We start from the raw sequence: 26551 nt of genomic DNA on the forward strand, positions 1-26551 counted from the left end.
GTGACAGACATGGTATCATTAAATGATTATCTCTATTCAGGAGATACAGTACTCCGGATTCTTCATAATTACATCAAAGACCTGAGAAAAGATGCCAAAATGACAGGAAATGAAATTGACATGATTCATTGTAATTTTCTTTTACAGATTCAGGAATTACTGGAACATAATGACTTCCTGACAGCCCAGTCGCAGAAGATGAGAGAATTCTACAAATACATGGCACAGGAATATCCGTTTATGGCATTTACTTTCAAGGGAAGAATCAAGTCTCTGATCCGTGCAGAAGAGAAATTCAACGGATATATTGTGGAATTCATCTATGATTATTATGAGGAATATGGGGAGTATCCAAGTGTGGCAGAACTAAAGAAACGATTGCGTTGCTTTAGAGATTTAATTGCTTACAGGATCATTATTTCTGTTCCGAGATGTCATCTGAACAGTGAAGAGGACAGGGAAGAACAGGAACGGAAATATCTATATCAGATTGCAAATGCCCTTCCTGGTTTCCTGGAGGAACAGGGATTCAGTGCGGAACCGGCTATGGGGATTAAGGAGAGTACATCCCCGCTTCTGAACGAGTCGGTGAAACCATATTACAGAGATTATATCTGCAGCAGCAGCCTGAATAATTATCAGTCTCTTCATATCACCTTCTATGATAACAGCTCCAGGTGTTATATGGAGGTACAGCTCAGGACAAAAATGATGGATGATGTGGCAGAGATCGGTACGGCGAATCATATTGGATATGAGAAAGAGCAGGAGCATGACAGGGCAAGGAGAGACGCAGTCCCGGAGGGTGAATGTCAGTATTTTGATGAGGCCTATGAGAGAGGAATGAAACTGCTGAATCTGGATCTTGCAGAACTGGATGTGAATATGTTCTCTGCGGTTAATAACAGTCTGATCAATGATGGATGTGGACTTTACCGGGGACGTCTGATCCTGCCGTATGAGCACTTGTCCAGATTTCAGAATGATCTGATCGATTAGAGAAGAATCGCAGAAAAAGTGATGAAAATACAGTTTGAATTTGCAATACAAAGCAGAATATAGTATGATATGATTCAGGGCTTTAAAGTGTAGTGCTTTAAAGTCCTGAGATTTTGAAAGGATATTTATACTATGATAGTTAATTTGATAGAACGGATATATGGCTTTTTGTGGGGAGATTTGTTACAGATACCGCTTCCGGGCGGCGGAAGTGTCGGGATTTCATTGCTGATCATCCTGCTGATCCCGGCGGGAATCTACTTTACGATCCGCACAAGGGGACTTCCCATCCGCCTGTTCCCGGATATGGTGGTGGCATTGACCGGTAAAAAGGATGATAAGAACAGTCTGTCTACTTTCCAGACATTGATCGTATCAACGGCAACCCGTGTCGGTATGGGTAATCTGGTAGGTGTGGTTGCGGCAGTATCGGCCGGAGGCGCAGGAGCTGTCTTCTGGATGTGGGTGACGGCACTGATCGGATCGTCAACTGCATTCATAGAGGCAACGCTTGCACAGATTCATAAAGAAAGAGATCCCCTGTATGGTGGATTCCGCGGAGGTCCGGCATATTATATCCATGATTATATAGAAGGCAGGACAGGAAAAAAGAAAAAACATGTATTGGTATCGGTGTTATTTGCTGTTTCCGGACTGATCTGCTGGTGTGGGATCAGCCAGGTGATCAGTAATTCGGTGGCCGCTTCTTTTGAAAATGCATTTTCGATTCCGCCGCTTTACACGACGATTGTGCTGGTAATCCTTGCGGCTGTCATTGTACTTCGTAAAAATGCCACAGTGAAAGTGCTGGATCTGATGGTTCCGTTTATGGCGGTATGTTATTTCTTTATTACAATCTTCATCATCGTAACGAATATCGGAAGTCTTCCTGGAGTATTTGTAAGGATTATCCAGGAGGCATTCGGAGCCCGTCAGGTAGTAGCGGGTGGATTCGGAGCAGTGTTGATGAATGGAGTAAAGCGCGGACTGTTTTCAAATGAAGCCGGATCCGGTTCCGCACCATGTGCGGCAGCGGCAGCAGAATGTGACAAACCGGTAAAGGCAGGATTTACACAGGCACTTGGGGTATTTATAGATACGATTGTGATCTGCAGCTGTACGGCCATGATCATGCTTCTGGCACCGGAAAAACTGGTGGCAGGAAAAGAAGGAATGGATCTTTTACAGACAGCGATGAAGTATCATCTGGGAGAATTTGGAGTGATCTTCATTGCAGTAACTTTATTCCTGTTCAGTTTCTCGACATTCCTGGGAATCCTCTTCTATGCAAGAAGTAATGTGGCTTATCTGTTTGGTGATAAATGGTGTTGGCAGACAGCATATAAAGTGCTCGCACTTGTGATGCTGTTCATCGGTGGAATTGCAACCTATACATTTGTATGGGATCTGGGAGATGTCGGAATCGGGCTGATGACCATTTTCAATATCGGAGCACTGTATCTGATGGGTGGACAGGCACTGGATGAATTGAAAGTGTATGAAGCGTCAAAAAAGAATAAGAAATCATGATAAAGATTAAAAAAGAGCAGCAGATATACCGTTGAAATAAAAATGCGGCATATCATAGTGCTCTTTTTTATTATCATTTATCTGTCATAATATTTGCCATATCTGCAGGCAGCGGAGCTGTAAATGACATCCATTCTCCGGTAATCGGATGGGCAAATTCCATATGATGGGAATGCAGTGCCTGTCTGCTCATGTGTTCCATATCCGGGTTATACAAGTAATCTCCAATCAGTGGGAAACCCAGATATTTCATATGGATGCGGATCTGATGTGTCCGGCCGGTCTCAAGCTTCAGAGAGACCAGACTGTGTCCGTTGGCTTCTTTTACAAGTCGGTAATGTGTGATGGCTTCTTCACCGTGTTCAAAATCAACCGTGCGTTCGATGATGGTGCCTTCTTTTCTGGCAAGCGGAGCACAGATGGTTCCGGCCGCAGGTGTGACACTGCCCTTTACTATGGCAAGATATTCCCGGTGCACTTCGCGGTTCTTGGTCATAGTAGAAAGAATACTTCCGCTGATCAGATGTTTGGATACAACAGTCAGACCGGAAGTGTCCCGGTCCAGACGGTTACAGCAACGGAAGATGAAAGGTTTTCCTTGTTCCTGATAATACCATGCGAGCGCATTGGCAAGGGAATTATAATAATTGTTCATGGACGGATGAATCGGCATACCGGCAGGTTTGTTGATTACGATGATGTCCTCGTCTTCATAAATGATGTCCAGTGGAATCTCAACCGGCGGGATCTTTTCAGAATTTTTTGTCTCGCAGATGATAACCTGAAGGATATCTCCGGCAGTCAGTATCTGGCGCATATAATAATGTACGCCATTGACAAGAATACTTTTGGGCATGCGTTTGATTTCAGCAAGATTCTGTCCGGAATACCCTCTGCGTCTTAAAAACTGTTCGATGCGCAGTCCACTGTCTTTTTCTGTAATTGTATATTGTATCGTACGGTTCATTGCAATTCTCCTGTGATATAGCGTATAATGATAATACATATGATTGTAGATATCTATCATATCATAATCCATGTAAGAAAATAAAGGCAGAATATATAAGAAAGGCTGAAGTGGATGATATGTAAGGGAAAGGAGAAAAGTGTGACAGGGCTCAGTACATTATGTTATATCGAAAAAGACGGAAAATATCTGATGCTTCACCGTACGGTAAAGAAGAATGATGTAAATAAAGACAAATGGATTGGTGTCGGCGGACATTTTGAGGCAGATGAAAGTCCGGAAGAATGCATTTTAAGAGAAGTAAAAGAAGAGACAGGATATACATTGACGTCCTATCGGTTCTGTGGAATCGTTACATTTGTATCTGGAAATGGTGTGACGGAATACATGCATTTATTCACTGCAGATGGATTCGAAGGAGAACCGATTGCATGTGACGAAGGTGAACTGGAATGGGTGGATATCGATAAGATTGAATCTTTACACATCTGGGAAGGGGACAAGATCTTCCTCCGGTTGCTCGCTGAGAAAGTACCGTTCTTTTCGCTGAAGCTGGTCTATGACGGACATGACGGTCTGATATCGGCGGTGTTGAACGGGAAAGAGATAAAAAAATAAAGAAAGGGAAGAATCGGAATATGCAGAAAAATACAGAACAGATTAAATTGGAAAATGATCAGATCGAAGTTATTGTGAATTATCACGGAGCGGAACTCCGGTCATTGAGGAAGAAAGCAACAGATCAGGAATACCTCTGGAATGCAGATGCGAAATACTGGGGACGTACATCACCGGTATTATTTCCATTTGTAGGAGGAGTAAAGAATAAAGTTTACAGATATGAGGGGAAAGAATATCCGATGAATCAGCATGGATTTGCCAGAGACATGGAGTTTTCACTGGTAAGCCAGAGCGCAGATGAAGTATGGTTTGCACTGGAAGATACAGAAGAGACATATAAAGTATATCCATTTCACTTTCATCTGGAGATAGGATATAGACTGGAAGATGCTTCGGTCAGTGTGATGTGGAAAGTTAAGAATATAAATGATAAGGAGATGCATTTTGCAATTGGTGCACATCCTGCATTCTTCTGTCCGCTTCATGAAGGTGAGAAACAGTCTGAGTATTGTCTGGGATTCCGTAATGGACAGGGAAAAGTACCGGAAGCATTGGTGAATACCGTATTTGGAGAAGGTGGTGTCGTTACGACGCAGAAAAAAGAATATAAGCTGACAGACGGATGCCTTCCGATGGATGAACATCTCTTTGACGGAGATGCACTGGTGATCGAAGACCACCAGATTCAGAAAGTAGTACTAATGGATCCACAGAAGAAGGAATATCTGGCAGTGGAGTTTGATGCACCGTTAGTCGGAATCTGGTCACCGCCGAAAAAACAGGCACCGTTTGTATGTATTGAACCATGGTATGGACGCTGTGACAGTGAGATATTTGAGGGAGAATTAAAAGACAGAGACTGGGAAAATACACTGGCAGCAGGAGAGGAATTTGAGGCATCCTATAGAATCGTTGTTGAATAATTTTTTCAGAATATTTTATAGAATATATATGGATAACTTTGGGGAATCGGTTATAATAAGCATGTAGTTACATGATAACAGTCATTACGAAAGAGAGGAAATAGATATGGCAATTGTACATTTGTCAAAAGACAACTTCAAGGAAGAAGTATTAGAATCAAAAGTGCCGGTACTGGTAGATTTCTGGGCAACGTGGTGCGGGCCATGCCAGACAATGGGACCGCTGGTGGAAGAGATTGCAGAAGAGCGCGCAGATATCAAAGTATGCAAGCTTGATGTAGATCAGGAACCAGAGCTTGCAAGACAGTACCGTGTAATGTCTATCCCGACATTCCTTGTGTTTAAAGAAGGAGAAGTTGTAAAGAGAGACATGGGTGTGATGTCTAAAGAAGAAGTTGAAGGACTTATTGGATAATCTATAAAGCGGTTTCACCGGATGGTGAAGCCGCTTTATGTATATATAAAAGTATTAAAGTCCGAGTACATCCTTAATAGAATAGAATCCAGGAGCCTTCCCGTCAAGATAAGCTGCACAGTCACAGGCACCTCTCGCAAAGCATTCCCAGTTATAGGAATGATGTGTGATCTCAAGACGTTCTCCCATGCCTCCGAAGAATACCGTATGGCTGCTTGGAATATTACCTGCACGGAGAGAATGATAGCCGATTGTTCCAGGTTCACGTGGGGATTCTCCCTCGCGTCCGTAGACGGCAATGTTGCTTAATTCTTTGCCGAGAGCATGCGCCATGATTTCACCCATTTCTTTGGAAGTTCCGCTTGGAGCATCTTTCTTCCACTGATCATGCATTTCCAGAATCTCGATATCAATCTCATCTTTTAATGTTGTGGTTACGAGTTCCAGAAGCTTGTTCATGATATTGACAAGCTTAGAAGTATTGGCGGCATAAAGCATTGGGATCTGCTTTCCGGCATCCTCAAATCGTTGCATCTCTTCGGCGGAGAATCCGGTAGAACCGCATACCAGTGCTTTCTTATGTGCGATGGCAAGATCCAGGACCTCCATAGCCATTTCTTTTGTTGAAAAATCAATGATGACATCACAGGAGTCGATCACGCCTGCCAGATCATCTGTTACAGGAACGCCGAGTTCCGATCCTGTCATTGCGACAGTTCCGAGATCCTTTCCTACGTAGTCACGTCCTTTTGGTGCTATCCCGGCGACGAGTTCCATATCATCACGGCTGGCAGCGACCTGTGTGATTAATTTTCCCATTTTCCCTCTGGGTCCGATTACAATAACTTTCATATCCATTCTCCTTTCGCAGTCCGGTCGTATTTTTATAGCGGTATATCCGGAACTGCTATAAACTAAGACCAGTATAACACAGCAATTATCCTGTGGATATGAAGAAATCTGAAAACGGCAGGAAACATTGTATAAATAAAAAAGAATTCAGGAGAAAGCTCCATAAGAGTCTGCTCTTGTAGGAAAGGTATGAAAATAGTATACTATGAAAAAGTGATTATGAAAAAAGATAATGGAGGCACGAATGAAAGGAATTATATTTGACGTAGACGGAACTTTGTGGGATTCGACAAGGGAAGTTGCGGTTGCATGGAATAAAGTATTGCAGGATGAGATGGAAGGCCACGAGATCTTAACCGCAGAAGGGCTGCAGAAAGAATTTGGAAAGCCGATGGATGCGATTGCAGAAAGTCTCTTCCCGGAAATGCCGGAAAAAGACAGGATGGAACTTCTAGGTAAGATGATGGCATATGAAAATGAACTGGTAGCGGTTGGTCCATGTGTGATCTATAATGGTGTACCGGAGACAATCAAAGCACTGAGTAAAAAATATCCACTGTATATAGTTAGTAACTGTCAGGATGGATATATCGAAGCGTTTCTTAAGAATTCCGGACTGGGCGGGTATTTCAAAGATTTTACATGTCCGGCTTATACAGGCAGGTTAAAGGGTGAAAATATCCGTATCATTATGGAAAGAAACGGACTGGATGAAGCAGTGTATGTAGGAGACACCCAGGGGGATGCCAATGCATGTAAGGAAGCAGAAGTACCGATGATCTTTGCGTCATATGGGTTTGGAGAAGTGGAAGGAGAATATCCGTCGATCCGTGCATTTACAGAACTGCAGAATATAGATTTTGACAGACTATAATCAGAAAAATATTGCATTTTATATGCAAAAATACTATAATTCTCTTATATTATTTCGTTGAAAAAATACTAGAAAAGCAGAGGTATAGATTATGAAAAAAAGAGTTGTAGTTGCATTAGGACACAGAGCACTTGGTACGACATTACCAGAACAGAAAGAAGCAGTTAAGAAGACCGCAAAAGTAATCGGTGATCTGATTGAAAAGGGATATCAGGTTGCGGTCACACACAGTAATGCGCCACAGGTCGGTATGATCCATACTGCAATGAATGAATTCGCAAAAGAGCATGAAGATTACACGGCAGCCCCAATGTCGGTATGTTCTGCCATGAGTCAGGGATATATCGGATACGACCTTCAGAATGCAATCCGCGAAGAATTAATGGATCGTGGAATCTACAGAACAGTCAGCACGATCCTGACACAAGTGATCGTTGATCCGTACGATGAAGCATTTTATACACCGACCAAGGTACTTGGCCGTTATATGGATGTAGAAGAAGCAAGTGCAGAACGCAAGAAGGGAAACTATGTTGTAGAAGAACCTGGCAAAGGATTCCGCCGTATCGTTGCAGCTCCGAATCCGGTCAGCATCGTAGAGATTGATGCGATCAAAGCATTGCTGGATGCAGATCAGGTTGTCATTGCATGTGGTGGAGGCGGAATTCCGGTATTAGAGCAGGATCACCGTCTGAAAGGTGCAAGTGCAGTAATCGAAAAAGATCTGACAGCCGGAAAGATGGCAGAAGAGACAGATGCGGATTCACTCATCATTCTTACAAGTGTTGAAAAAGTTAAGATCAACATGGACAGACCGGAGGAAGAAGAACTGAGAGAGATCAGTGTTGATCAGGCAAAAGCCTATATGGAAGAAGGACATTTCGGAAAATATAACATGTATCCGAAGTTCAGAGCAGCTGTAGAATTTCTTGAAAAGAGAGAAGGAAGAAGTGCATTGATCACATCTTTTGATAAGCTGGATGAAGCACTCAAAGGAAAGACAGGTACACTGATCAGATAAAAAGTTACAAGATCAGAAGAATCGGCTGTCTTCAAAAGCAGGATAAAAACCTGCACAGACATAGTGAAAGCTGTGAATGTGCGGGTTTTTTTGTATTTTAACAGACAATCAGAATAAGGAGCAGGTGCATATAGTATAAGGAACAGGAACTCTACAATGTGGATAAGTTATGCTGTGTCCGACAGGGAGGTGGAAAACAGATGTCCAAAATCCGGCTGTGCGAACTGTCCAAAAAAGAAGTGATCAATTGCTGCGACTGCAAGAAGCTTGGATATATCGATGACCTGATCATTGATGACTGCAAAGGCTGTATTGAAGCACTTGTAGTCCCGGAAGGTGGGAAATGGTGTAACTTTTTTGGAGATGGAACAGAGTATATCATACCATTTTCCTGCATCAAAAGAATCGGCCCTGATTTAATTCTGGTAGAGATACATGAGGAAAAATAACAAAAAATAGGGCGGAAATGTGTTTGACTTCTCTTTTTGAAAAAGATATACTGTATTTGAACTGCTATAAAGGACAGAAAGGAACGAATCAGATGAAATGCCCATATTGTAATAATCCGGATACAAGAGTGATTGATTCCAGACCGGCGGAAGACGGAAGCTGTATCAGACGCCGCCGTTCTTGTGATATATGTGGGAAACGTTTTACTACATATGAAAAAGTAGAGACAATTCCGCTGACAGTAATAAAGAAGGACAATACCAGAGAACAGTATGACCGCCGGAAAGTAGAGAACGGCGTGGTTCGTGCCTGTTATAAACGACCTGTTGCAACGGCAGATATCCAGAAAGTTGTCGACAGAATAGAAACAAAAGTATTTAGCATGGAAGAAAAAGAGATTCCGAGCAGTGCGATCGGTGAGGCTGTTATGGATGAATTAAAAATACTCGATGAGGTTGCTTATGTTCGTTTCGCATCCGTTTACAGAGAATTTAAGGATGTCAGTACATTTATGGACGAATTAAAAAAGATATTAAAATAAATTCGATATGGAATGGGAATGCAGAATCTGTCAGACTGAATAATGAATATTGGATGAAGAAGGAATTGCTTATAAAGCAATAAAGTGATAAAATATATGGGAGAAGCAAAAGTATTTGCTTCTCCCTTTTTCAAAAGAGAATCAGATTTGTTATAAATAGATGTGTATTTAAAATAGCTTGTTAGAATAGATTGGGTGAAATAATATGAGAACATATAAGTTAACTATTTCCTATGACGGAAGCAGGTATCAGGGATGGCAGAGACAGGCCACAACAGACAATACGATACAGTATATTCTGGAGTGGAGTATTGGTAAATTAGTCGGATACCGTGTGCATATAGATGGATCAGGAAGAACAGATGCAGGTGTACATGCGCGTGGGCAGGTCGCAAGTGTGAAACTGTCTAAGTTGTACGATACGAAAGAACTGAAAGATTCGCTGAACAGATATCTTCCGGAAGATATCCGTATTGTGAAAGTAGAACTGGCAAAGAATGGATTCCATGCGCGAAAAAGTGCGAAAGGTAAGAAATATGAATATTACATCGACTGCCGTGAAAAGCCGGATGTATTTTCAAGAAGATATTGTTATCATTATCCAGAAAAACTGGATATCGAAGCAATGCGTGATGCGACTAGATATCTGATCGGACCGAAGAACTTTACCAGCTTTACAGATGACAAGGAATGTAAAGATCCGGTTCGGAAGATTACGAATATTAAGATCGTCAGGAGCGGGGAAAAGGTAAGAATTACTTATTATGGTACCGGTTTCCTATATCACATGGTAAGAATCCTGACGGGAACGCTTCTGGAGATAGGTGCAGGCAAGAGGGATGCGTCTATGCTTCCGGTCGTAATTGCGGCAGAGGACAGAAGCCTTGCAGGATTTTTGGCTCCGGCAAGGGGATTATTCTTAAGAAAAGTATATTATTAAGAATAGAATAAAACAGATAGGATATATGTCAGAAAAAGTAAAAGTACTGTCCGCAAAAAAAGGACAGGAAAAAGCCGGGAGGAATATATGAAGTTTATATCGTGGAACGTCAATGGAATCCGTGCGTGTGTACAGAAGGGATTTATGGATGTTTTTAATGAATTAGATGCAGATATTTTCTGTATTCAAGAATCAAAGATGCAGGCAGGACAGTTAGAACTGGATATGCCCGGATATCATCAGTATTGGAATTATGCAGAGAAGAAGGGATATTCGGGTACCGGGATTTTTACAAAGAAAGAACCGGTATCAGTAAGTTATGGTCTGGGAATCGAAGAACATGACAAAGAGGGCCGGGTGATCACGCTGGAATTTGAGGAATTCTATTTCATTACCGTGTATACACCGAATTCACAGAGTGAGCTTGCAAGACTGGATTACAGAATGCAGTGGGAAGATGCATTCCTTACTTATCTAAAAGAATTGGAAAAGAAGAAACCGGTCATTTTTTGTGGGGATTTAAATGTAGCACACAAAGAAATAGACTTGAAGAACCCAAAGACAAACCGTAAAAATGCAGGATTCACAGATGAAGAACGTGGGAAATTTACAGATCTTTTAAATGCGGGATTTATTGATACGTTCCGCTACTTCTATCCGGAAAAGGAAGGAATATACTCATGGTGGTCCTACAGATTCAGCGCAAGAAAGAAGAATGCAGGGTGGCGTATTGATTATTTCTGTGTATCAGAGAGCCTGCAGCCACGTTTGAAAGATGCAGTCATTCACACGGAGATCATGGGATCGGATCATTGTCCGGTAGAACTTGATATAGAGTAATCCGACAGTGTTATAATCATATGGAAAATATATGGAGCTGCCGCAAAAGTAGATAAACAATCTGTTTTTGCGGCAGCTCCACATATTTAAAAAGATAAAGAGTTTTATAAAAAGCCTCCGTCAACCCCGATGATCTGTCCGGTCATATATTCCGGAGCATGTACAATATTCCATACCATCTGGGCAATTTCCTTAGGAGTTCCGTAACGTCCGGCAGGAATTTCATCTTCCAGGGCTTTTCGTTCTTCCGGTGTGAGCTGATCGTTCATAGAAGTATCGATGACACCGCATGCAATTGCATTCACCTGGACATTACTTGGTGCGAGTTCTTTCGCCAGAGCTTTTGTGAATCCGTTGATACCGGATTTGGATGCGGAGTATGCAACTTCGCAGGAAGCACCCGAGAGACCCCACATTGAAGAAATGTTGATGATCTTACCGGAACGCTTTGATACCATCGGAGGGATGGCCTGCCGGCAACAATAAAATACAGAAGAAAGATTGGTCTGAATAATATGATTCCAGTCTTCATCTGTCATATCGGATAAGAGATTGATATGAGAAATTCCGGCATTGTTCACAAGAACATCAAGGTGTGAACAGTCATGATAGATACGGTTATATATGGCTCTTACATGGTCAGGATTGCCGACATCCCCGACAACGATCGTGCAAGGTGTGTGGTATTTTTTGCGGATATAGGCGCGGAGCTTTTTCAGTTCATCTACAGAAGAAGAACAATTTAAAAATGTGTGATATCCGCGCGATGCAAATCGTAAAGCAATGCTTTTCCCGATACCCCGGGAAGCCCCTGTAATTAAAATAGTCTTTTGTTCCATAATTTTTCTCCCCTGATCAATTAACTTTTCTTCTATTATATACTGAAATCATTGTCATTTAAAGTGTTAGGTGATATTATTTATATAACAATAACCAGTCGGACCGTAGAAGATTGGTTCCAAAAGCCAGACGTGATAAAAGAGAGGTACCATTATGATTAATAAGGCAATTGAATTTGCCACGAGAGCACATGCAGGACAGTTCAGGAAAGGGACAAGCAGACCATATATTGTGCATCCGATCGAAGTGGGAGATATTGTCTCAACGATGACGAAGGACAAGGAGATCATCAGTGCAGCGGTTCTTCATGATACAATAGAAGATTGTGCAGGAGTATCAAGAGAGCTTCTGGCAGAAGAATTTTCAGAACGGGTAGCGGGAATTGTGGCACAGGAAAGCGAAGACAAATCCAAGACATGGATGGAACGGAAATCAGCAACGATCGAGCATATCCGTACTGCACCAAAAGAAGTGCAGATGGTAGGACTTGCAGACAAACTTTCGAATATGAGGGATATTGACAGAGATTATCCGGTATACGGAGAAGAATTGTGGAACCGTTTCAGAATGAAGGACAAAGGGATTATCGGCTGGTATTATATTGGGATCCGGGATGCATTGAAGGAGTCGTTTGAAGGTGTAGAGGCTTATGAAGAATATACCAGACTGGTGAATAAGATTTTTGAACAGGAATGAATCATAAAGACAGATCATATAGCAGAAGATATCCAGGGTGTTGTGCAAAAGCAGTACCCTGATTCTTATTTACGCGAACAACGAGCAGAGCGTGTTTCTAATAGTTTAGGAGAAGATGAGATGGCTGATGTAAGAAAACACATGATATTTCACGGAAGAGTGCAGGGAGTAGGTTTTCGTTATACTGCCAAATATCTGGCAAGATCAATGAATCTGACCGGATGGGTGAAAAATGAATATGACGGAACCGTAGTGATGGAAGTACAGGGAAGAGAGGCAATGATCTTCGAACTGATGAAAGGACTGAACAGGAATCAGTTTATCCAGATTGACTGGATTGATACAGAAGAGAAGGAAACAGAAACGGAAAGCAGTTTTGAAGTGAAATATTAAGTTTACAGGACGGGAAAAGTGATTCGGTATATACACTTGAAAGATACATATGTTATACTGGAAGTATTCAAGATGAGGGTGGACGAGGAGAAGAAAAATGACGATAGAAACTGAAAATCAAAAGAGCGTAAAAGGAAGAATTGTAGCTGCGGCGTGGCAGCTGTTTTATGAAAAAGGATATAATGGAACAACGGTGGATGATATCATTGATCTGTCCGGAACATCCAAGGGTTCTTTCTATTATTACTTTAATACAAAGGACGAGCTTCTGAATACATTGTCTATGATCCTGGATGATAATTATGAAATATTGAAAGAGAAAATGGATCCGGATATGAACAGTTATGATAAGTTACTGTATCTGAATTATGAAGCACATTCTATGATAGAAGAAAAGATCAACATTGATCTTCTGGCATCTCTGTATTCTACACAGCTTGTGGCACAGGGACACAGATCATTGCTGGATCAGAACCGGACATATTATAAGCTGATCAGCAGTGTGATCGATGAAGGACAAAAGCGTGGCGAGATATCGGATGAAGTCTCGGTGAGCGATCTGGTCAGATATTATTCCATGTGCGAAAGGGCGCTGGTTTCAGACTGGTGTCTGAATAAGGGAGAGTATTCACTGAGAGAGTATTCGAAAAAATGTATGCCGGTCATGCTGGAACATTTTAAAAGATAAAAAGATAATAAATACACAGAACCTGCCAATGGCAGGTTCTTATTCTGTAGATCAATGCATTTTCAAAGCAGTGTTGCGTCCGGTACCGAAATGATCATTTTTCAGTATTTCAAACGCCTTTTCATAATTTCCTTTCCGCATATATGCAACCATTTTCTTGAGATTTTCATTTGTCTTTGGAATTCCCATTCCGTTACGGATGGAATATTGTCCGATACGGATGAGCTCAGACAGATTATTTTCATAGATCCGGTTAATCCGTTCATTATCCAGAATACTGATAATCTCCATATGCATTGCGGTATCCGCAATTTCCCATTCGTACAGATCACCGGCAACGGCGCACATGCGCACGATCTTTTCCTCTATGCGATAAGAATATTCCTCATACCGGCCTGACGTAAAGATAAGGTGAAAAGCCGGGCCCTCTAATAATTCTCTTAACTGATAGATTTCATTGATATCTTTCTCTGTAATTTCTTTCACCGTCATAGATTTATAATAATCAGAAACGATCAGCCCTTCGACCTGCAGCATCTGGATCGCAGTACGGACCGGGCTGCGGCTCATCCCCAGTTCTTTGGTGAGCATGGCTTCGGTGAGAACCATGCCCGGAGGATAGGTAAGATTCATAATATTTTCTTTGATCGTCTCATAAGCCTGTGTGGCAAGAGACGGACTCTTTTCTGCCATGTCGGATTCCCCCTTTTGGTATACGTCCCAGAAAAAATGAATGTGAAGATAAAAGTATACATCTTTTATATTTGTATACAAATTATAACGTGTTTTTAAAGAAAATTCAAGGTTATGTGTTGACTTTTTTGAAAAGGAGTGTTATAGTCACAGTAGAAATGATTTGTATACAAATTAAAAAAACGTATACAAATAGCACATGAAGAATATCCATTACAAATCATAAATCATCATTCATGCGCTGGAACAATTAATAAGACAATATCATATTGGAAAAGGAAGGTAATTAAGGATGAAATTAGGATTTATTGGTACAGGTAACATGGCATCAGCAATTATGGGGGGAATTATTAAGAATAATGTAATTCCGGCAGAAGAGATCATCGGAGCAGATCTTTTTGCACCTGGAAGAGAAAGAGCGCAGAAAGAATATGGAATCAATGTAACAGCAGATAATAAAGAAGTTGCTTCAAAAGCAGAGACAATTATCCTCTCTGTAAAACCTCAGTTCTATGCAAGCGTAATTGCAGATATCAAAGATGTAGTAACAGACAACCAGATTATCATTACAATTGCACCTGGTAAGACACTTGCATGGCTTGCAGAACAGTTTGGAAAAGAAGTAAAGATTGTCCGTACAATGCCTAACACACCGGCTATGGTTGGAGAAGGTATGACAGCCGTTTGCCCGAATGAGCAACTTACAGAAGATGAGATTGCATATGTAAAGAGTCTTTTGGAAAGCTTCAGCCGCGCAGAGATCGTTCCGGAGCGTCTGATGGATGTTGTGACAGCAGTAAGCGGAAGCTCACCGGCATATGTATTCATGCTGATCGAAGCTATGGCAGACGCAGCAGTTTCAGGCGGAATGCCAAGAAAACAGGCTTATCAGTTTGCTGCACAGGCAGTTCTCGGAAGCGCAAAGATGGTTCTGGATACAGGAAAACATCCTGGAGAATTAAAAGATATGGTTTGCTCACCGGCAGGAACAACAATTGAAGCTGTTCGTACATTAGAAGAACTTGGATTCAGAAGTTCTATCATTGAAGCAATGAAAGTCTGCGAAGAGATGTCTAGAAGTTTATAATCAATATATTTAAATAATAAAAATATCTATACGGAGCAGGAATTACAGAGAAGTTGTAGTTCCTGCTTTTTGTGTTGTCTATTCGTATTTGGGAAGAATTGTGTTAGAATAACATTTAGAAGAAAACAGGACAGGTGAATAAAAGATGAAAAAAGAACTGGATTATTTTATGATTGATGGAGAATTTGGCGGAAATCAGGACTGGTTTACCAATATTGTTATGAATGTCGGAGGATGCGGGGCAGCAACGGCCTGTGACAGCTGCATCTATCTGGCAAAATACAAAGGAATGAAAGAACTATATCCATTTGATCTGGAACAGATGGATAAAGAAGCCTATAAAAAATTCAGCCAGCTTATGAAGCCGTATATACGGCCGAGAGTTCAGGGAGTGAAAAAGCCTGAGTGGTACATCGGGGGATTGGAAAAATATATTTCAGACGTGAATAAAAGATGTGGAACAGATTACCAGATCCATATGGAAAAATTCGACGGAACAGGAGATGCAGACGAGGCAGAACGTATTATATGCGGACAGATTGATAAAGAACTTCCGGTTCCATATCTGATGCTCCGTCATTTGAACACTGAAAAATACAAAGATTTTATCTGGCACTGGTTCCTGGTGGTCGGATATGAAAAAGAGAAGCATGAAACATGGATTGATGTGGCTACTTATGGGGAAAAAGTCCGTTTGAACCTGAAAGATCTGTGGAAAACCGGGTGTGAAGAAAAAGGGGGAATCGTAATTTATGAGATAAAAGAGCAGAAAAAGAATTAAAATGACCAAGTTTCATATTTTTTACACATTTTTGAATTATAATTATTCATAATCGTAAAAAAATAAAAGAAAAGGTGGGAGAGAAAAAGTGAAAAAGCGAATCATGACTGCAGGAATGTTAGCTATGATACTTGCGATAGGAATGACAGCGTGCACAAAAGCAGATAACACAACCAAAACAGAGAACACTTTGGAATCAGATGGAAAACAAGAACAGAAGGAAACGGATAACGAAAAAAATGTAATGAATACAGAGCAGAAAAAGATCTACGAAAAAATCAAGCAGACCTATAATGCGGAAGAGCAGGAAAAAGTTGCGGATGCATTAGAGAACAAGAAAGAGTCACAGGATTATAATCTGAGCAATATGCTGATCGAATATAATCCATTTGGAACCAATACACAGTCGCTGTATGTATATTTTAAAACGGATGCAGCGGTAAAGGTATCCTATACGATCCATGTAAAAGACGATAGCATTTCTGATTTCAGCAGAGATGTATATCAGGATGAGGAATATCAGACAGAACATGAATTCCAGGTGATTGGCCTGATCCCGGATACGGAGAATACAATTACCTTTTATGTGACAAACGAAGATGGATCTACCAATACAAAGGAAATCGTATACGAAATGGGAAGCCTGTACGGAGAGGAAAAGGTACAGCTTGATACCGATATAAAACAGAGTGCGGATCAACTGGAAGACGGACTTTATGTGATATTAGGTAATGACAGCAGTTCTATGGATTTCATGTATTATTATGATAACAGCGGAGTTCTAAGAGGTGAGGTGCCGCTTCTGGGTTACAGAAGCCAAAGGCTGCTCTTTGATGATAACTCCATGTATTACAGTATTTCCGAGAAGAAGATGGCACAGGTGAACCGTCTCGGACAGGTGACAAAGGTGTACAATCTTGGTGATTACAGTCTGCATCATGATTATGTGTTTGATGAAAATGGCAATATGCTGATCCTGGCAACGGATACCACACAGGACAGTGTGGAGGATATCGTGTTGAAGCTGGATGTGAATTCAGGTGAAGTGACAGAGGTACTGGATCTGGGAGACCTGTTTGGTGATTATAAGAAGACCTGCGTGAAGAATTCCTCGGATGAGCTGGACTGGATGCATATTAATACGATCCAGTACATGGGAAATGGATCAGTGCTGTTAAGCTCCAGAGAGACGTCTACGATCATTAAAGTGGACAACCTTTATGATGAACCGTCGATTGCTTACATGATCGGTGAGAAGGATTTCTGGGAAGATACATCCTACGTAAGTTGTGTGCTGAATAAAAAAGGCGATTTTATCATTCAGGGCGGTCAGCATACGATTACATATGAGACGGATGAAAGCCTTGCAGACGGGCAGTATTATCTGTATATGTTTAATAATAATATCGGAATCAGCGAGACAAGACCGGATTATGACTGGTCTTCCATCGGACTTAAGACCAGTTCGGCAGTGGACGGAAAGAATTCCAAATATTATAAATATCTGGTAGACGAAAATGAAGGAACATTTGAACTTGTGGATTCATTTAAGGTTCCATATTCTGGATACGTCAGCAGCGCACAGGATATTGGGGATCACGTGCTTGTAGATTCCGGATTGAAAGGAACGTTTACGGAATATGATGCGGATCATAAGGCAATCGCAACATATAAGATGGATTATGAAGAATTCATTTACCGTGTATTCAAGTATAATTTTGAAGGATATTATTTTGGAAAAAGTGAATAATCCATAAAAATCATATGGAAGTCTTTACGGATAACGATTTATCCGCTAAAATGAAAGCGTCGGTTTTTGCCGGCGCTTTTTGAAAAAGTAGTTGAATTAAGAAAGAAAAGGGGAAAATAGAATGGCAAATCCAATCGTTACAATTGAGATGGAAAACGGAGATATTATGAAAGCAGAACTGTATCCGGAAGTTGCACCGAATACGGTAAATAATTTTGTTTCCTTGGTGAAAAAAGGGTATTATGACGGACTGATCTTCCACCGTGTTATTAATGGATTCATGATACAGGGCGGATGCCCGGACGGAACAGGAATGGGCGGCCCGGGATATTCGATCAAAGGAGAATTTGCTCAGAATGGTTTTGCAAATGAACTTGCACATACAGAAGGAGTGCTTTCTATGGCAAGGGCAATGCATCCGGATTCAGCAGGTTCACAGTTCTTTATCATGCATAAAGCAGCACCACATCTGGATGGCTCATATGCTGCATTTGGTAAGATCATCGAAGGCATGGATATTGTGAATAAGATCGCTGAGACAGATACAGATTACAGCGACAGACCATTGGATGAACAGAAGATGAAGAAGGTAACTGTTGATACAATGGGAACAGAGTATCCGGAACCGGAGAAAGCATAAAACGGCGGCAGATAGTAACCGTACAGGTATAAGATGGCAGAATCATAGCAATCAGGCATACAGCGATCAGATACGTCTGATCGCTGTATGTAAATTTCCAACACATATGACGCGGAGGAAAACGACAGATGGAAATGATCCAGACAGAAAAATTGGTATATGAATATGAAAAACGTGATGAAGAAGGCAATGTGATTGGAACATCGCGTGCCATTGATGAAGTAGATATTGAAGCAAAAGAAGGACAGTTTATAGCGATTCTCGGACATAATGGTTCCGGAAAATCAACTCTTGCCAAGCATCTGAATGCAATTCTGATGCCAACAGAAGGTTCCGTATGGGTGAATGGAAAGAATACGAGTAATCCGGATGAACTTTGGAATGTAAGACAGTCGGCGGGAATGGTATTTCAGAATCCGGACAATCAGATCATTGGCACTGTAGTAGAAGAAGATGTGGGGTTTGGTCCGGAGAACCTGGGCGTTCCGACGGATGAGATCTGGCAGCGGGTGGAAGAAAGTCTGAAAGCTGTTGGGATGATCGAATACCGGCATCATTCTCCGAATAAGCTTTCCGGAGGACAAAAACAGAGAGTAGCAATCGCCGGTGTCGTGGCAATGGAACCGAAATGTATCGTTATGGATGAGCCGACTGCAATGCTTGACCCGGTTGGAAGGAGAGAAGTCTTAAAGACGGTTCATAAACTCAGAAAGCAGAAGAAGGTCACTGTGATACTGATCACACATTATATGGAAGAAGTAGTAGATGCAGATAAGATATTCGTGATGGATCACGGAAAAGTCGTGATGGAAGGCTCACCGAAAGAGATATTCTCCAAAGTAGATGAATTAAAGAGTTACCGGCTGGATGTGCCGCAAGTGACGATTCTGGCAGATGAACTCAGAAAATGCGGACTGGATATTCCGAAAGGGATTCTGAGAAAAGAAGAACTGGTAGAGGCAGTGGAACGTTTGACAAGTGAAAATGGTGAGAAGAAATGACAGACATTGCAATTAAGATAGAACATTTGAATTATATATACAGTCCCGGGACTGCATATGAAAAACATGCACTCAGAGACATTTGTCTGGAAATCCCACATGGAGAATTTGTGGGGATCATCGGGCATACTGGATCAGGAAAGTCGACACTGATCCAACATTTGAACGGCCTGGTAAAGGCAACAGATGGTGCATTATATTATAATGGAGAAAACATTTACCAAAATGGGTATGATATGCGTGCACTCCGTAATCAGGTCGGACTGGTATTTCAGTATCCGGAGTACCAGTTGTTCGAGATCGATGTACTGACAGATGTGTGTTTTGGTCCGAAGAATCAGGGACTGAGCAAAGAAGAGTGTGAAAAGCGTGCGCTAGAGGCATTGAAACTGGTAGGGTTAAAAGAAAAATATTATAAATCTTCTCCATTTGAGCTCTCGGGCGGACAGAAACGAAGAGTAGCGATTGCCGGAGTTCTGGCAATGCATCCCAAGGTCCTGGTTCTTGATGAGCCGACGGCGGGGCTTGATCCGAAGGGCAGAGATGATATTCTGGATCAGATCGCATATCTTCATAAGCAGAGCGATATGACAGTGATTCTGGTGTCGCATAGCATGGAAGACATTGCGAGATATGCGGATCGGATCGTTGTGATGAACAAGGGGGCAGTGATGTATAATGGCACACCGAAAGAGGTGTTTGCGCATTATCAGGAGTTGGAGAAGATTGGCCTTGCAGCTCCGCAGGTAACATATATCATGCACGACCTGAAAGAAAAAGGTTTACCAGTAAAGGTAAATGTGACGACTGTGAAAGAAGCAACAGATGAGATTATGCGGGCACTGGAGAAGAAGATATGATAAGAGATATAACAATCGGACAATATTATCCGGCAAAGAGTGTGTTACACAGATTGGATCCAAGAGTAAAGCTGGTGGGAACGCTGCTCTACCTGATCTCACTGTTTTTATTCAACAGTATTCCGGGATACGTGATGACGACGTTGTTTCTGATCCTTGTTATCAGGATATCAAAAGTACCGTTTTCTTTTATTGTAAGAGGGTTAAAACCGGTCATCATGCTTTTGATGATCACGGTGTTGTTCAACTTATTTCTGACGAGGGATGGAGCAGTGTTGTTCCATGCATGGATTTTCACGATCACAGAAGGCGGTCTCAGGACAGCGGTATATATGGCAATTCGGCTGATCTATCTGATCATCGGTTCGTCACTTATGACATTTACAACGACCCCGAATGAACTGACAGATGGAATTGAAGAATTACTCGGACCACTGAACAAGATTCGTGTTCCAGTACATGAGATTGCAATGATTATGTCAATCGCACTCCGCTTCATCCCGATCCTTCTGGAAGAGACGGATAAGATCATGAAAGCGCAGATCGCAAGAGGTGCCGATCTGGAAAGCGGCAATATGATCCAGAAAGCAAAGAGTATGATTCCGATTTTGGTTCCTTTGTTTGTGTCTGCGTTCCGGAGAGCGAATGATCTGGCGATGGCAATGGAGGCAAGATGTTACCATGGTGGTGAGGGACGTACGAAGATGAAGCCGTTAAAATACTGCAGGAAAGACAGAATAGCTTATATTACTGTAATTGCGTATGTGGTTCTCGTTGTTTTAATCGGAAGATTTGTACCACTGCATATATGGATATTTTAGAGGATAAGTGACAGTTATGCATCAGAAAATGGGACGGGGAAAAACTCCGTCCCTGATTTATTCCGGGATATGATCACGTGAAAGGAAAGAAAAATATCATGAGAAGAATCAGAATCTTTGTAGCATATGACGGGACGAATTACTGCGGCTGGCAGATCCAGCCGAATGGAATTACAATAGAAGAAAAACTGAATAAAGCGTTAAACAGACTTACCAGAGAAGACATCCGGGTTATCGGGGCAAGCCGTACGGATTCCGGAGTGCATGCGCTTGGCAATGTGGCAGTATTTGATACAGAATCTCCGATTCCGCCGGAAAGATTTTCCTATGCATTAAATCAGAGGCTTCCGGAAGATATTGTGGTAGTAAAGTCAGATGAAGTGCCGCTTGACTGGCATCCGAGATATCAGGATAATATTTCTAAAACATATGAGTACCATATTTACAATGCACAGATGCCGAATCCATTAAAGACACGATATTGTACATTTGTATCGTTTCCGCTGGATATCGGTGCAATGAGAGAAGGAGCCAAATATCTGATCGGAGCGCATGATTTTGTGAGTTTTTGTAATATCCGAACCAATACACAGGATACAGTGAGAACAGTATATGATCTGACGATTGAAAAAAAAGATGATGAGATTGTGCTGAGAATCACAGGAAATGGATTTTTGTACAACATGGTCCGCATTATCGCAGGTGTCCTGATTCGGGTCGGCAGAGGGTTCTATACTCCAGAAAAAGTAAAAGAGATTCTGGAAGCCAAAGTCCATACTTCAGAAGGGGCCACAGCATTGCCAAACGGACTGGTATTGGTAAAAATAGATTATAAATAATCAATGAATAGTCGGTATTTTGGACAATATACAGAAAAAAATCGGAATAACATACAAAAATAAAAAAAAACGCCATAAAAAGACAAGAATATGTTAAAATACATCTGTCCGGCATAAAGTTGAGAAAGCCGGACGGAAGGAGAAAAATTATGGAAATGTTATTGTATCTCGTTCCGGTATTTGGAATCCTTGGACTGCTCTTTGCAGCTTATCTGGCAGCAAGAGTAGGAAGACAGGATGCCGGAAACGACAGAATGAAAGAAATCGCCACAGCGATCAGTGATGGTGCGCAGGCATTTCTGACGGCAGAGTACAAGATTCTGGTTATTTTCGTTGCGGTATTATTCGTACTCATCGGATTCGGAATCGGTAACTGGATTACTGCTGTATGCTTTGTAGTAGGAGCTTTATTCTCAACGCTTGCAGGTTTCTGCGGGATGAAAGTTGCTACAAAGGCAAATGTAAGAACTGCGAATGCAGCAAAAGAAAAAGGAATGAACAAAGCACTCTCGATTGCATTCTCCGGTGGAGCTGTAATGGGTATGTGTGTAGCCGGTTTTGGTGTATTTGGTGTCAGCATCATTTACATCCTGACTAAAAATGTTGATATTATTACAGGCTTTAGTTTAGGAGCTTCTTCCATTGCTCTGTTTGCACGTGTTGGTGGTGGTATCTACACAAAAGCTGCCGATGTAGGAGCCGATCTTGTTGGTAAGGTAGAAGCAGGTATTCCGGAAGATGATCCGCGTAACCCGGCTGTTATCGCCGATAATGTAGGTGATAACGTAGGTGATGTTGCAGGTATGGGAGCAGACCTTTTTGAGTCTTATGTAGGCGCACTTGTATCGGCACTGACACTTGGAATCGTATATTATAAAGCTGAGGGAGCTATCTTCCCACTCCTGATCGCAGGACTTGGACTTGTAGCTTCTATCCTCGGAACATTTTTTGTAAAGGGTGACGAGAATTCCAATCCACATAAAGCATTAAAGACAGGTTCTTATGTAGCAAGTGTATTGGTACTGATCGTATCTTGCGTATTCAGTAAAGTATTCTTTGGAGATTTTAAAGCAGCGATTGCTATCGTAGCCGGTCTGATCGTGGGACTTCTGATCGGTATCATCACAGAAGTATATACATCCGGAGACTACAAATCAGTGAAAGAAATTGCAGAACAGTCAGAGACGGGATCTGCAACAACCATCATCAGTGGTCTTGCAGTAGGTATGAAGTCTACAGCAATTCCGATTCTTCTGATCTGTGTCGGTATCTTTGTTGCATACCAGACATGCGGACTTTACGGTATCGCACTTGCTGCTGTAGGAATGCTTTCTACTACCGCTATTACAGTAGCTGTAGATGCTTATGGACCAATTGCGGACAATGCCGGGGGTATTGCAGAGATGTCTGAGCTGGATCCACATGTTCGTCAGATCACTGACAAACTGGATGCCGTTGGTAACACAACAGCGGCTATGGGTAAAGGTTTCGCTATCGGATCTGCAGCCCTGACAGCGCTTGCCCTGTTTGTATCTTATGCAGAGGCAGTACATCTGAAGACAATTGATATCCTTGACTCACGTGTAATCATCGGAATGCTGATCGGTGGAATGCTTCCATTCTTATTCTCAGCTATGACAATGTCATCTGTATCAAGAGCAGCATACCAGATGATCGAAGAAGTAAGACGTCAGTTCAAGACAATGCCTGGAATCATGAAGGGTACAGAAAAACCAGATTACAAGTCATGCGTTGCAATCTCAACAACAGCAGCATTAAAAGAAATGCTGGTTCCTGGTGTTATGGCAGTGCTTGCACCACTGGTAGTGGGAATCCTTCTTGGACCTTCTGCGCTTGGCGGACTTCTTGCAGGAGCACTTGTAACAGGTGTTATGATGGCAATCTTCATGTCTAATGCAGGTGGAGCATGGGATAATGCTAAGAAATACATTGAAGATGGAAACCACGGTGGAAAAGGAAGCGAGGCTCATAAAGCAGCTGTAGTTGGAGACACCGTAGGTGATCCGTTCAAAGATACATCAGGACCATCTATCAACATCCTGATCAAACTGATGACAGTTGTATCACTGGTATTTGCACCATTGTTCCTGTCAATTGGCGGATTATTATAAGAACATTTTAGAATAATCATAAAAAGCAGACGATATCTGTACCATCCGGTACAGATATCGTTTTTTTACGCAACTATGTGTACAAGAAGAAATTGTCTGCAATCCAAATATCTATAATGAGCAGCAGGCAGCAGAGTTTGCGGGTGATTTATAAAAAGTTGAGAAAAATATTAGAATTGGGGGACTGGCAACCACCCGCTGTTTGTGATAATATATGTGTCGGGACTTTTATTAATTTTGAAAATAGATAGAAAAGAGGCAATAAACATGACAAAAGTAGATATTATTTCAGGATTCCTCGGAGCAGGAAAAACTACATTTATCAAAAAGCTGCTCAGCGACGTATGGGCAGGAGAGAAACTTGTACTGATTGAAAATGAATTTGGTGAGATTGGTATTGATGGAGGATTCCTGAAAGATGCAGGAATCGAGATTACAGAGATGAACTCAGGATGCATCTGCTGTACACTGGTTGGTGACTTCAGCAAAGCTCTGGTAAAAGTATTAGATGAGTATCATCCGGACCGTGTAATCATTGAGCCATCAGGAGTTGGAAAATTATCTGACGTAGCAAGAGCAATTGAAGCTGTAGAAAAAGATGCGGACATTGAAATTGACGGAAGAATCACAGTTGTAGATGGTAAAAAGGCAAAAATGTACATGAAGAACTTTGGAGAATTCTTCAAAGATCAGGTAGAGCATGCGTCAACAATCGTAGTAAGCCGTACACAGATGATGACAGATGAAAAAGTAGAAGAATGCGTACACACACTTCGTGAAGAAAATGCAGAAGCAACGATCATCTCTACACCATGGGATGAGCTTGGCAAAGAGGCAATCAGTCATGCACTGACAAAGGGTGCTGAGATTGAGAGCCTGTTTGAAGATCATGAAGATCACGATCATGATCACGACCATTGTGACCACGATCATCATGACCATCATGATCACGATCACGACCATTGTGACCATGATCACCACGATCATGATCACTGCGATCACGACCATCATGATCACTGCAATCACGATCATCATGACCACGATCATCATGACCATGATCACGATCGCTGCTGTGGACACGATCACGATCATCACCACCATCATCATGCAGATGATGTGTTTACAAGCTGGGGCAAAGAGACTGTTCATAAATATACAGAAGAAGAATTGGATTATCTGCTGAAAGCGTTGTCGGAGACCACTTCGTATGGAACAATCCTTCGTTCAAAAGGTATCATTCAGATGACAGATGGAGGATGGAAACAGTTTGATTTAGTACCGGAAGAATACGAAGTAAGAGAAGGTCAGCCGGATTATACAGGACGCATCTGCGTAATCGGAACAGATCTGAAGGAAGAAGAACTTCTGAAGTTATTCCACGTATAAGACAGGAAATAGAAAAAAGGAAAGAGGTGCGGGTATGGCAACACCTATGTTTATCGTCACGGGATTCTTAGACAGTGGTAAAACAACCATGATAAAAGATACCCTGATGGAACAGGAATGGATTGAACCGGGACTTACACTGCTGCTTCTCTGTGAAGAAGGAGAAGAAGAGTATCCGGAAGAATATTTGAAAGAAAAGAATATGGCAGTTCTGAAAATCGAAGAATTCGAACAGCTGAACACTGTATTTTTCAAAAACTGTGAAAGAAATTATCATCCGGCACAGATCGTTATTGAATATAACGGGATGTGGAAACTGGAAGATCTGCTTTCGATCAGATATCCAAGAAGCTTCGAGCTGCAGGGCGTATATTCAACCGTTAATGGTATGACATTGGATATGTATCTGATGAATATGAGAAATATGCTGATGGAACAGCTGACAGAATCAGAACTGATCGTTGTAAACCGCTGTGCAGACGGCGTTAACAGATCAGGATTCAGACGGGCACTGAAAGTGCAGAACCCGATGGCACAGCTCCTTTTTGAAGATATGCAGGGTAAGATCATAGAACCGTCTGAAGAAGATCTTCCATATGACGTAAAAGGTGATAAGATTGTGCTGGACGATGTTGACTTTGGAGTATGGTATGTGGATGCATATGATCATCCGGAATTATATCTTCATAAAGAGATTGATTTTAAAGGACAGATCTTTCGACCAAAGGGGATGCCGGACAATATGTTCGTTCCGGTCAGAGAGATCATGACCTGCTGTGCGGACGATGTACGTTATTACGGATATCCATGTAAGGCAGAAATGAAAATTGATGCAAAGACAAAATCCTGGATGCAGATTCGTGCAAGATTCGAGTACGAGGCAGTAAGTTCCTTTGGAAACAAACAGCCGGTATTGTATCTGATCGATATGGAACCAGCCGCAGAGCCGGAAGATAAGGTTGTGTATTTAG

General features: G+C 41.7%; 29 protein-coding genes. 25 read left to right on the forward strand and 4 right to left on the reverse strand.

Annotated elements, in window-relative coordinates; genetic code table 11:
- Positions 1–9: 9 nt before the first annotated feature.
- Together OCV72_RS09875 and OCV72_RS09880 are read left to right on the forward strand one after the other, a co-directional pair.
- Positions 10–999, forward strand: a complete 990-nt coding sequence (locus tag OCV72_RS09875; RefSeq protein ID WP_055283569.1) for a nucleotidyltransferase family protein — start codon at positions 10–12, stop codon at positions 997–999.
- Positions 1000–1131: 132 nt separating this feature from the next.
- Complete coding sequence (locus tag OCV72_RS09880) at positions 1132–2529, forward strand: alanine/glycine:cation symporter family protein (protein WP_055283571.1); 1398 nt, start codon at positions 1132–1134, stop codon at positions 2527–2529.
- Positions 2530–2602: 73 nt separating this feature from the next.
- Here the strand turns inward: OCV72_RS09880 and OCV72_RS09885 are convergent, their stop codons facing one another.
- On the reverse strand, positions 2603–3496 hold the full coding sequence (locus OCV72_RS09885; RefSeq protein WP_055283573.1) for an RluA family pseudouridine synthase: 894 nt from the start codon (positions 3494–3496) through the stop codon (positions 2603–2605).
- Positions 3497–3637: 141 nt separating this feature from the next.
- Here OCV72_RS09885 and OCV72_RS09890 point away from each other — a divergent pair, with 141 nt between their 5' ends.
- The 3 genes from OCV72_RS09890 (at position 3638) to trxA (ending at position 5455) form a co-directional block, all read left to right on the forward strand.
- Positions 3638–4114 carry an NUDIX hydrolase gene (locus OCV72_RS09890; RefSeq protein WP_028087514.1) on the forward strand — a complete coding sequence of 159 codons (477 nt, stop codon included), beginning with the start codon at positions 3638–3640 and terminating at the stop codon, positions 4112–4114.
- 20 nt (positions 4115–4134) lie between these two features.
- Positions 4135–5040 (forward strand): aldose 1-epimerase family protein, encoded by a 906-nt coding sequence (locus OCV72_RS09895; protein WP_055283575.1) that lies wholly within the window; start codon positions 4135–4137, stop codon positions 5038–5040.
- 106 nt (positions 5041–5146) lie between these two features.
- The gene (trxA, locus tag OCV72_RS09900) at positions 5147–5455 is read left to right on the forward strand and encodes a thioredoxin (protein WP_055283577.1); all 309 of its coding nucleotides are present in this window, start codon (positions 5147–5149) and stop codon (positions 5453–5455) included.
- 54 nt (positions 5456–5509) lie between these two features.
- Here trxA and dapB read toward each other — a convergent pair whose 3' ends face one another.
- Positions 5510–6307, reverse strand: a complete 798-nt coding sequence (gene dapB, locus OCV72_RS09905) for a 4-hydroxy-tetrahydrodipicolinate reductase (protein ID WP_055283579.1) — start codon at positions 6305–6307, stop codon at positions 5510–5512.
- Positions 6308–6551: 244 nt separating this feature from the next.
- Between dapB and OCV72_RS09910 the strand changes: the two genes are divergently transcribed.
- The 6 genes from OCV72_RS09910 to OCV72_RS09935 all read left to right on the forward strand — a co-directional run bounded on the left by OCV72_RS09910 (position 6552) and on the right by OCV72_RS09935 (position 10973).
- Complete coding sequence (locus OCV72_RS09910) at positions 6552–7181, forward strand: HAD family hydrolase (RefSeq protein ID WP_028087518.1); 630 nt, start codon at positions 6552–6554, stop codon at positions 7179–7181.
- Between the two features lie 91 nt (positions 7182–7272).
- Entirely contained in the window at positions 7273–8202 is a 930-nt protein-coding gene (arcC, locus tag OCV72_RS09915) for a carbamate kinase (protein ID WP_055283581.1), read from the forward strand.
- Positions 8203–8411: 209 nt separating this feature from the next.
- On the forward strand, positions 8412–8651 hold the full coding sequence (locus OCV72_RS09920; RefSeq protein WP_055283647.1) for a PRC-barrel domain-containing protein: 240 nt from the start codon (positions 8412–8414) through the stop codon (positions 8649–8651).
- A gap of 92 nt (positions 8652–8743) precedes the next feature.
- Positions 8744–9193, forward strand: coding sequence for a transcriptional regulator NrdR (gene nrdR, locus OCV72_RS09925; RefSeq protein WP_055283649.1), 450 nt, complete (start codon positions 8744–8746; stop codon positions 9191–9193).
- Positions 9194–9398: 205 nt separating this feature from the next.
- Positions 9399–10133 carry a tRNA pseudouridine(38-40) synthase TruA gene (gene truA, locus OCV72_RS09930; protein ID WP_028087522.1) on the forward strand — a complete coding sequence of 245 codons (735 nt, stop codon included), beginning with the start codon at positions 9399–9401 and terminating at the stop codon, positions 10131–10133.
- 87 nt (positions 10134–10220) lie between these two features.
- Positions 10221–10973, forward strand: coding sequence for an exodeoxyribonuclease III (locus OCV72_RS09935; RefSeq protein WP_055283584.1), 753 nt, complete (start codon positions 10221–10223; stop codon positions 10971–10973).
- Between the two features lie 104 nt (positions 10974–11077).
- Here the strand turns inward: OCV72_RS09935 and ymfI are convergent, their stop codons facing one another.
- Positions 11078–11812, reverse strand: coding sequence for an elongation factor P 5-aminopentanone reductase (ymfI, locus tag OCV72_RS09940; protein ID WP_055283586.1), 735 nt, complete (start codon positions 11810–11812; stop codon positions 11078–11080).
- Between the two features lie 154 nt (positions 11813–11966).
- On the opposite strand from ymfI, the gene OCV72_RS09945 reads away from it, so the two are divergent.
- The 3 genes from OCV72_RS09945 to OCV72_RS09955 all read left to right on the forward strand — a co-directional run bounded on the left by OCV72_RS09945 (position 11967) and on the right by OCV72_RS09955 (position 13590).
- Positions 11967–12509: an HD domain-containing protein gene (locus OCV72_RS09945; RefSeq protein WP_055283588.1), complete on the forward strand. Its 543-nt coding sequence runs from the start codon at positions 11967–11969 to the stop codon at positions 12507–12509.
- A 120-nt stretch (positions 12510–12629) separates the two neighbouring features.
- On the forward strand, positions 12630–12902 hold the full coding sequence (locus OCV72_RS09950) for an acylphosphatase (protein ID WP_028087526.1): 273 nt from the start codon (positions 12630–12632) through the stop codon (positions 12900–12902).
- 97 nt (positions 12903–12999) lie between these two features.
- Positions 13000–13590, forward strand: a complete 591-nt coding sequence (locus tag OCV72_RS09955; protein ID WP_055283591.1) for a TetR/AcrR family transcriptional regulator — start codon at positions 13000–13002, stop codon at positions 13588–13590.
- A 51-nt stretch (positions 13591–13641) separates the two neighbouring features.
- On the opposite strand, the gene OCV72_RS09960 is transcribed toward OCV72_RS09955, so the two are convergent.
- The gene (locus OCV72_RS09960; RefSeq protein ID WP_055283593.1) at positions 13642–14283 is read right to left on the reverse strand and encodes a GntR family transcriptional regulator; all 642 of its coding nucleotides are present in this window, start codon (positions 14281–14283) and stop codon (positions 13642–13644) included.
- A 292-nt stretch (positions 14284–14575) separates the two neighbouring features.
- Here OCV72_RS09960 and proC point away from each other — a divergent pair, with 292 nt between their 5' ends.
- The 11 genes from proC to OCV72_RS10015 form a co-directional block, all read left to right on the forward strand.
- The gene (proC, locus tag OCV72_RS09965) at positions 14576–15370 is read left to right on the forward strand and encodes a pyrroline-5-carboxylate reductase (RefSeq protein ID WP_055283595.1); all 795 of its coding nucleotides are present in this window, start codon (positions 14576–14578) and stop codon (positions 15368–15370) included.
- Between the two features lie 145 nt (positions 15371–15515).
- Positions 15516–16151 carry a hypothetical protein gene (locus OCV72_RS09970; RefSeq protein WP_055283597.1) on the forward strand — a complete coding sequence of 212 codons (636 nt, stop codon included), beginning with the start codon at positions 15516–15518 and terminating at the stop codon, positions 16149–16151.
- Positions 16152–16239: 88 nt separating this feature from the next.
- Complete coding sequence (locus OCV72_RS09975) at positions 16240–17901, forward strand: aryl-sulfate sulfotransferase (RefSeq protein WP_242859248.1); 1662 nt, start codon at positions 16240–16242, stop codon at positions 17899–17901.
- 121 nt (positions 17902–18022) lie between these two features.
- Complete coding sequence (locus tag OCV72_RS09980) at positions 18023–18541, forward strand: peptidylprolyl isomerase (protein ID WP_028087079.1); 519 nt, start codon at positions 18023–18025, stop codon at positions 18539–18541.
- 128 nt (positions 18542–18669) lie between these two features.
- On the forward strand, positions 18670–19542 hold the full coding sequence (locus tag OCV72_RS09985) for an energy-coupling factor transporter ATPase (RefSeq protein ID WP_055283600.1): 873 nt from the start codon (positions 18670–18672) through the stop codon (positions 19540–19542).
- A gap of 5 nt (positions 19543–19547) precedes the next feature.
- Positions 19548–20402, forward strand: a complete 855-nt coding sequence (locus OCV72_RS09990; RefSeq protein ID WP_055283653.1) for an energy-coupling factor transporter ATPase — start codon at positions 19548–19550, stop codon at positions 20400–20402.
- Positions 20399–21223, forward strand: coding sequence for an energy-coupling factor transporter transmembrane component T family protein (locus OCV72_RS09995; RefSeq protein ID WP_028087076.1), 825 nt, complete (start codon positions 20399–20401; stop codon positions 21221–21223). The genes OCV72_RS09990 and OCV72_RS09995 overlap by 4 nt, the downstream gene beginning before the upstream one ends.
- A 98-nt stretch (positions 21224–21321) precedes the next feature.
- Positions 21322–22062: a tRNA pseudouridine(38-40) synthase TruA gene (truA, locus tag OCV72_RS10000; protein ID WP_055283602.1), complete on the forward strand. Its 741-nt coding sequence runs from the start codon at positions 21322–21324 to the stop codon at positions 22060–22062.
- Positions 22063–22211: 149 nt separating this feature from the next.
- Positions 22212–24194 carry a sodium-translocating pyrophosphatase gene (locus OCV72_RS10005; protein WP_055283604.1) on the forward strand — a complete coding sequence of 661 codons (1983 nt, stop codon included), beginning with the start codon at positions 22212–22214 and terminating at the stop codon, positions 24192–24194.
- 267 nt (positions 24195–24461) lie between these two features.
- The gene (locus OCV72_RS10010) at positions 24462–25580 is read left to right on the forward strand and encodes a CobW family GTP-binding protein (RefSeq protein WP_055283607.1); all 1119 of its coding nucleotides are present in this window, start codon (positions 24462–24464) and stop codon (positions 25578–25580) included.
- A gap of 34 nt (positions 25581–25614) precedes the next feature.
- The coding region (locus tag OCV72_RS10015) for a TIGR03943 family putative permease subunit (protein ID WP_055283609.1) at positions 25615–26551 on the forward strand (937 nt) is incomplete at its 3' end.

This window comes from Dorea amylophila (genome assembly GCF_025567265.1).
Lineage (GTDB): Bacteria > Bacillota > Clostridia > Lachnospirales > Lachnospiraceae > Dorea_A > Dorea_A amylophila.

Coding starts and splice junctions, on each gene's coding strand:
- OCV72_RS09970 (WP_055283597.1), top strand. CDS start 15,516: ATGAAAAAAGAACTGGATTATTTTATGATTGATGGAGAATTTGGCGGA.
- OCV72_RS09885 (WP_055283573.1), bottom strand. CDS start 3,496: ATGAACCGTACGATACAATATACAATTACAGAAAAAGACAGTGGACTG.
- dapB (WP_055283579.1), bottom strand. CDS start 6,307: ATGAAAGTTATTGTAATCGGACCCAGAGGGAAAATGGGAAAATTAATC.
- trxA (WP_055283577.1), top strand. CDS start 5,147: ATGGCAATTGTACATTTGTCAAAAGACAACTTCAAGGAAGAAGTATTA.
- OCV72_RS09875 (WP_055283569.1), top strand. CDS start 10: ATGGTATCATTAAATGATTATCTCTATTCAGGAGATACAGTACTCCGG.
- OCV72_RS09945 (WP_055283588.1), top strand. CDS start 11,967: ATGATTAATAAGGCAATTGAATTTGCCACGAGAGCACATGCAGGACAG.
- nrdR (WP_055283649.1), top strand. CDS start 8,744: ATGAAATGCCCATATTGTAATAATCCGGATACAAGAGTGATTGATTCC.
- truA (WP_055283602.1), top strand. CDS start 21,322: ATGAGAAGAATCAGAATCTTTGTAGCATATGACGGGACGAATTACTGC.
- OCV72_RS09950 (WP_028087526.1), top strand. CDS start 12,630: ATGGCTGATGTAAGAAAACACATGATATTTCACGGAAGAGTGCAGGGA.
- OCV72_RS09960 (WP_055283593.1), bottom strand. CDS start 14,283: ATGGCAGAAAAGAGTCCGTCTCTTGCCACACAGGCTTATGAGACGATC.
- ymfI (WP_055283586.1), bottom strand. CDS start 11,812: ATGGAACAAAAGACTATTTTAATTACAGGGGCTTCCCGGGGTATCGGG.
- truA (WP_028087522.1), top strand. CDS start 9,399: ATGAGAACATATAAGTTAACTATTTCCTATGACGGAAGCAGGTATCAG.
- proC (WP_055283595.1), top strand. CDS start 14,576: ATGAAATTAGGATTTATTGGTACAGGTAACATGGCATCAGCAATTATG.
- OCV72_RS10010 (WP_055283607.1), top strand. CDS start 24,462: ATGACAAAAGTAGATATTATTTCAGGATTCCTCGGAGCAGGAAAAACT.
- OCV72_RS09980 (WP_028087079.1), top strand. CDS start 18,023: ATGGCAAATCCAATCGTTACAATTGAGATGGAAAACGGAGATATTATG.
- arcC (WP_055283581.1), top strand. CDS start 7,273: ATGAAAAAAAGAGTTGTAGTTGCATTAGGACACAGAGCACTTGGTACG.
- OCV72_RS09910 (WP_028087518.1), top strand. CDS start 6,552: ATGAAAGGAATTATATTTGACGTAGACGGAACTTTGTGGGATTCGACA.
- OCV72_RS09880 (WP_055283571.1), top strand. CDS start 1,132: ATGATAGTTAATTTGATAGAACGGATATATGGCTTTTTGTGGGGAGAT.
- OCV72_RS10005 (WP_055283604.1), top strand. CDS start 22,212: ATGGAAATGTTATTGTATCTCGTTCCGGTATTTGGAATCCTTGGACTG.
- OCV72_RS09955 (WP_055283591.1), top strand. CDS start 13,000: ATGACGATAGAAACTGAAAATCAAAAGAGCGTAAAAGGAAGAATTGTA.
- OCV72_RS09985 (WP_055283600.1), top strand. CDS start 18,670: ATGGAAATGATCCAGACAGAAAAATTGGTATATGAATATGAAAAACGT.
- OCV72_RS09995 (WP_028087076.1), top strand. CDS start 20,399: ATGATAAGAGATATAACAATCGGACAATATTATCCGGCAAAGAGTGTG.
- OCV72_RS09895 (WP_055283575.1), top strand. CDS start 4,135: ATGCAGAAAAATACAGAACAGATTAAATTGGAAAATGATCAGATCGAA.
- OCV72_RS09935 (WP_055283584.1), top strand. CDS start 10,221: ATGAAGTTTATATCGTGGAACGTCAATGGAATCCGTGCGTGTGTACAG.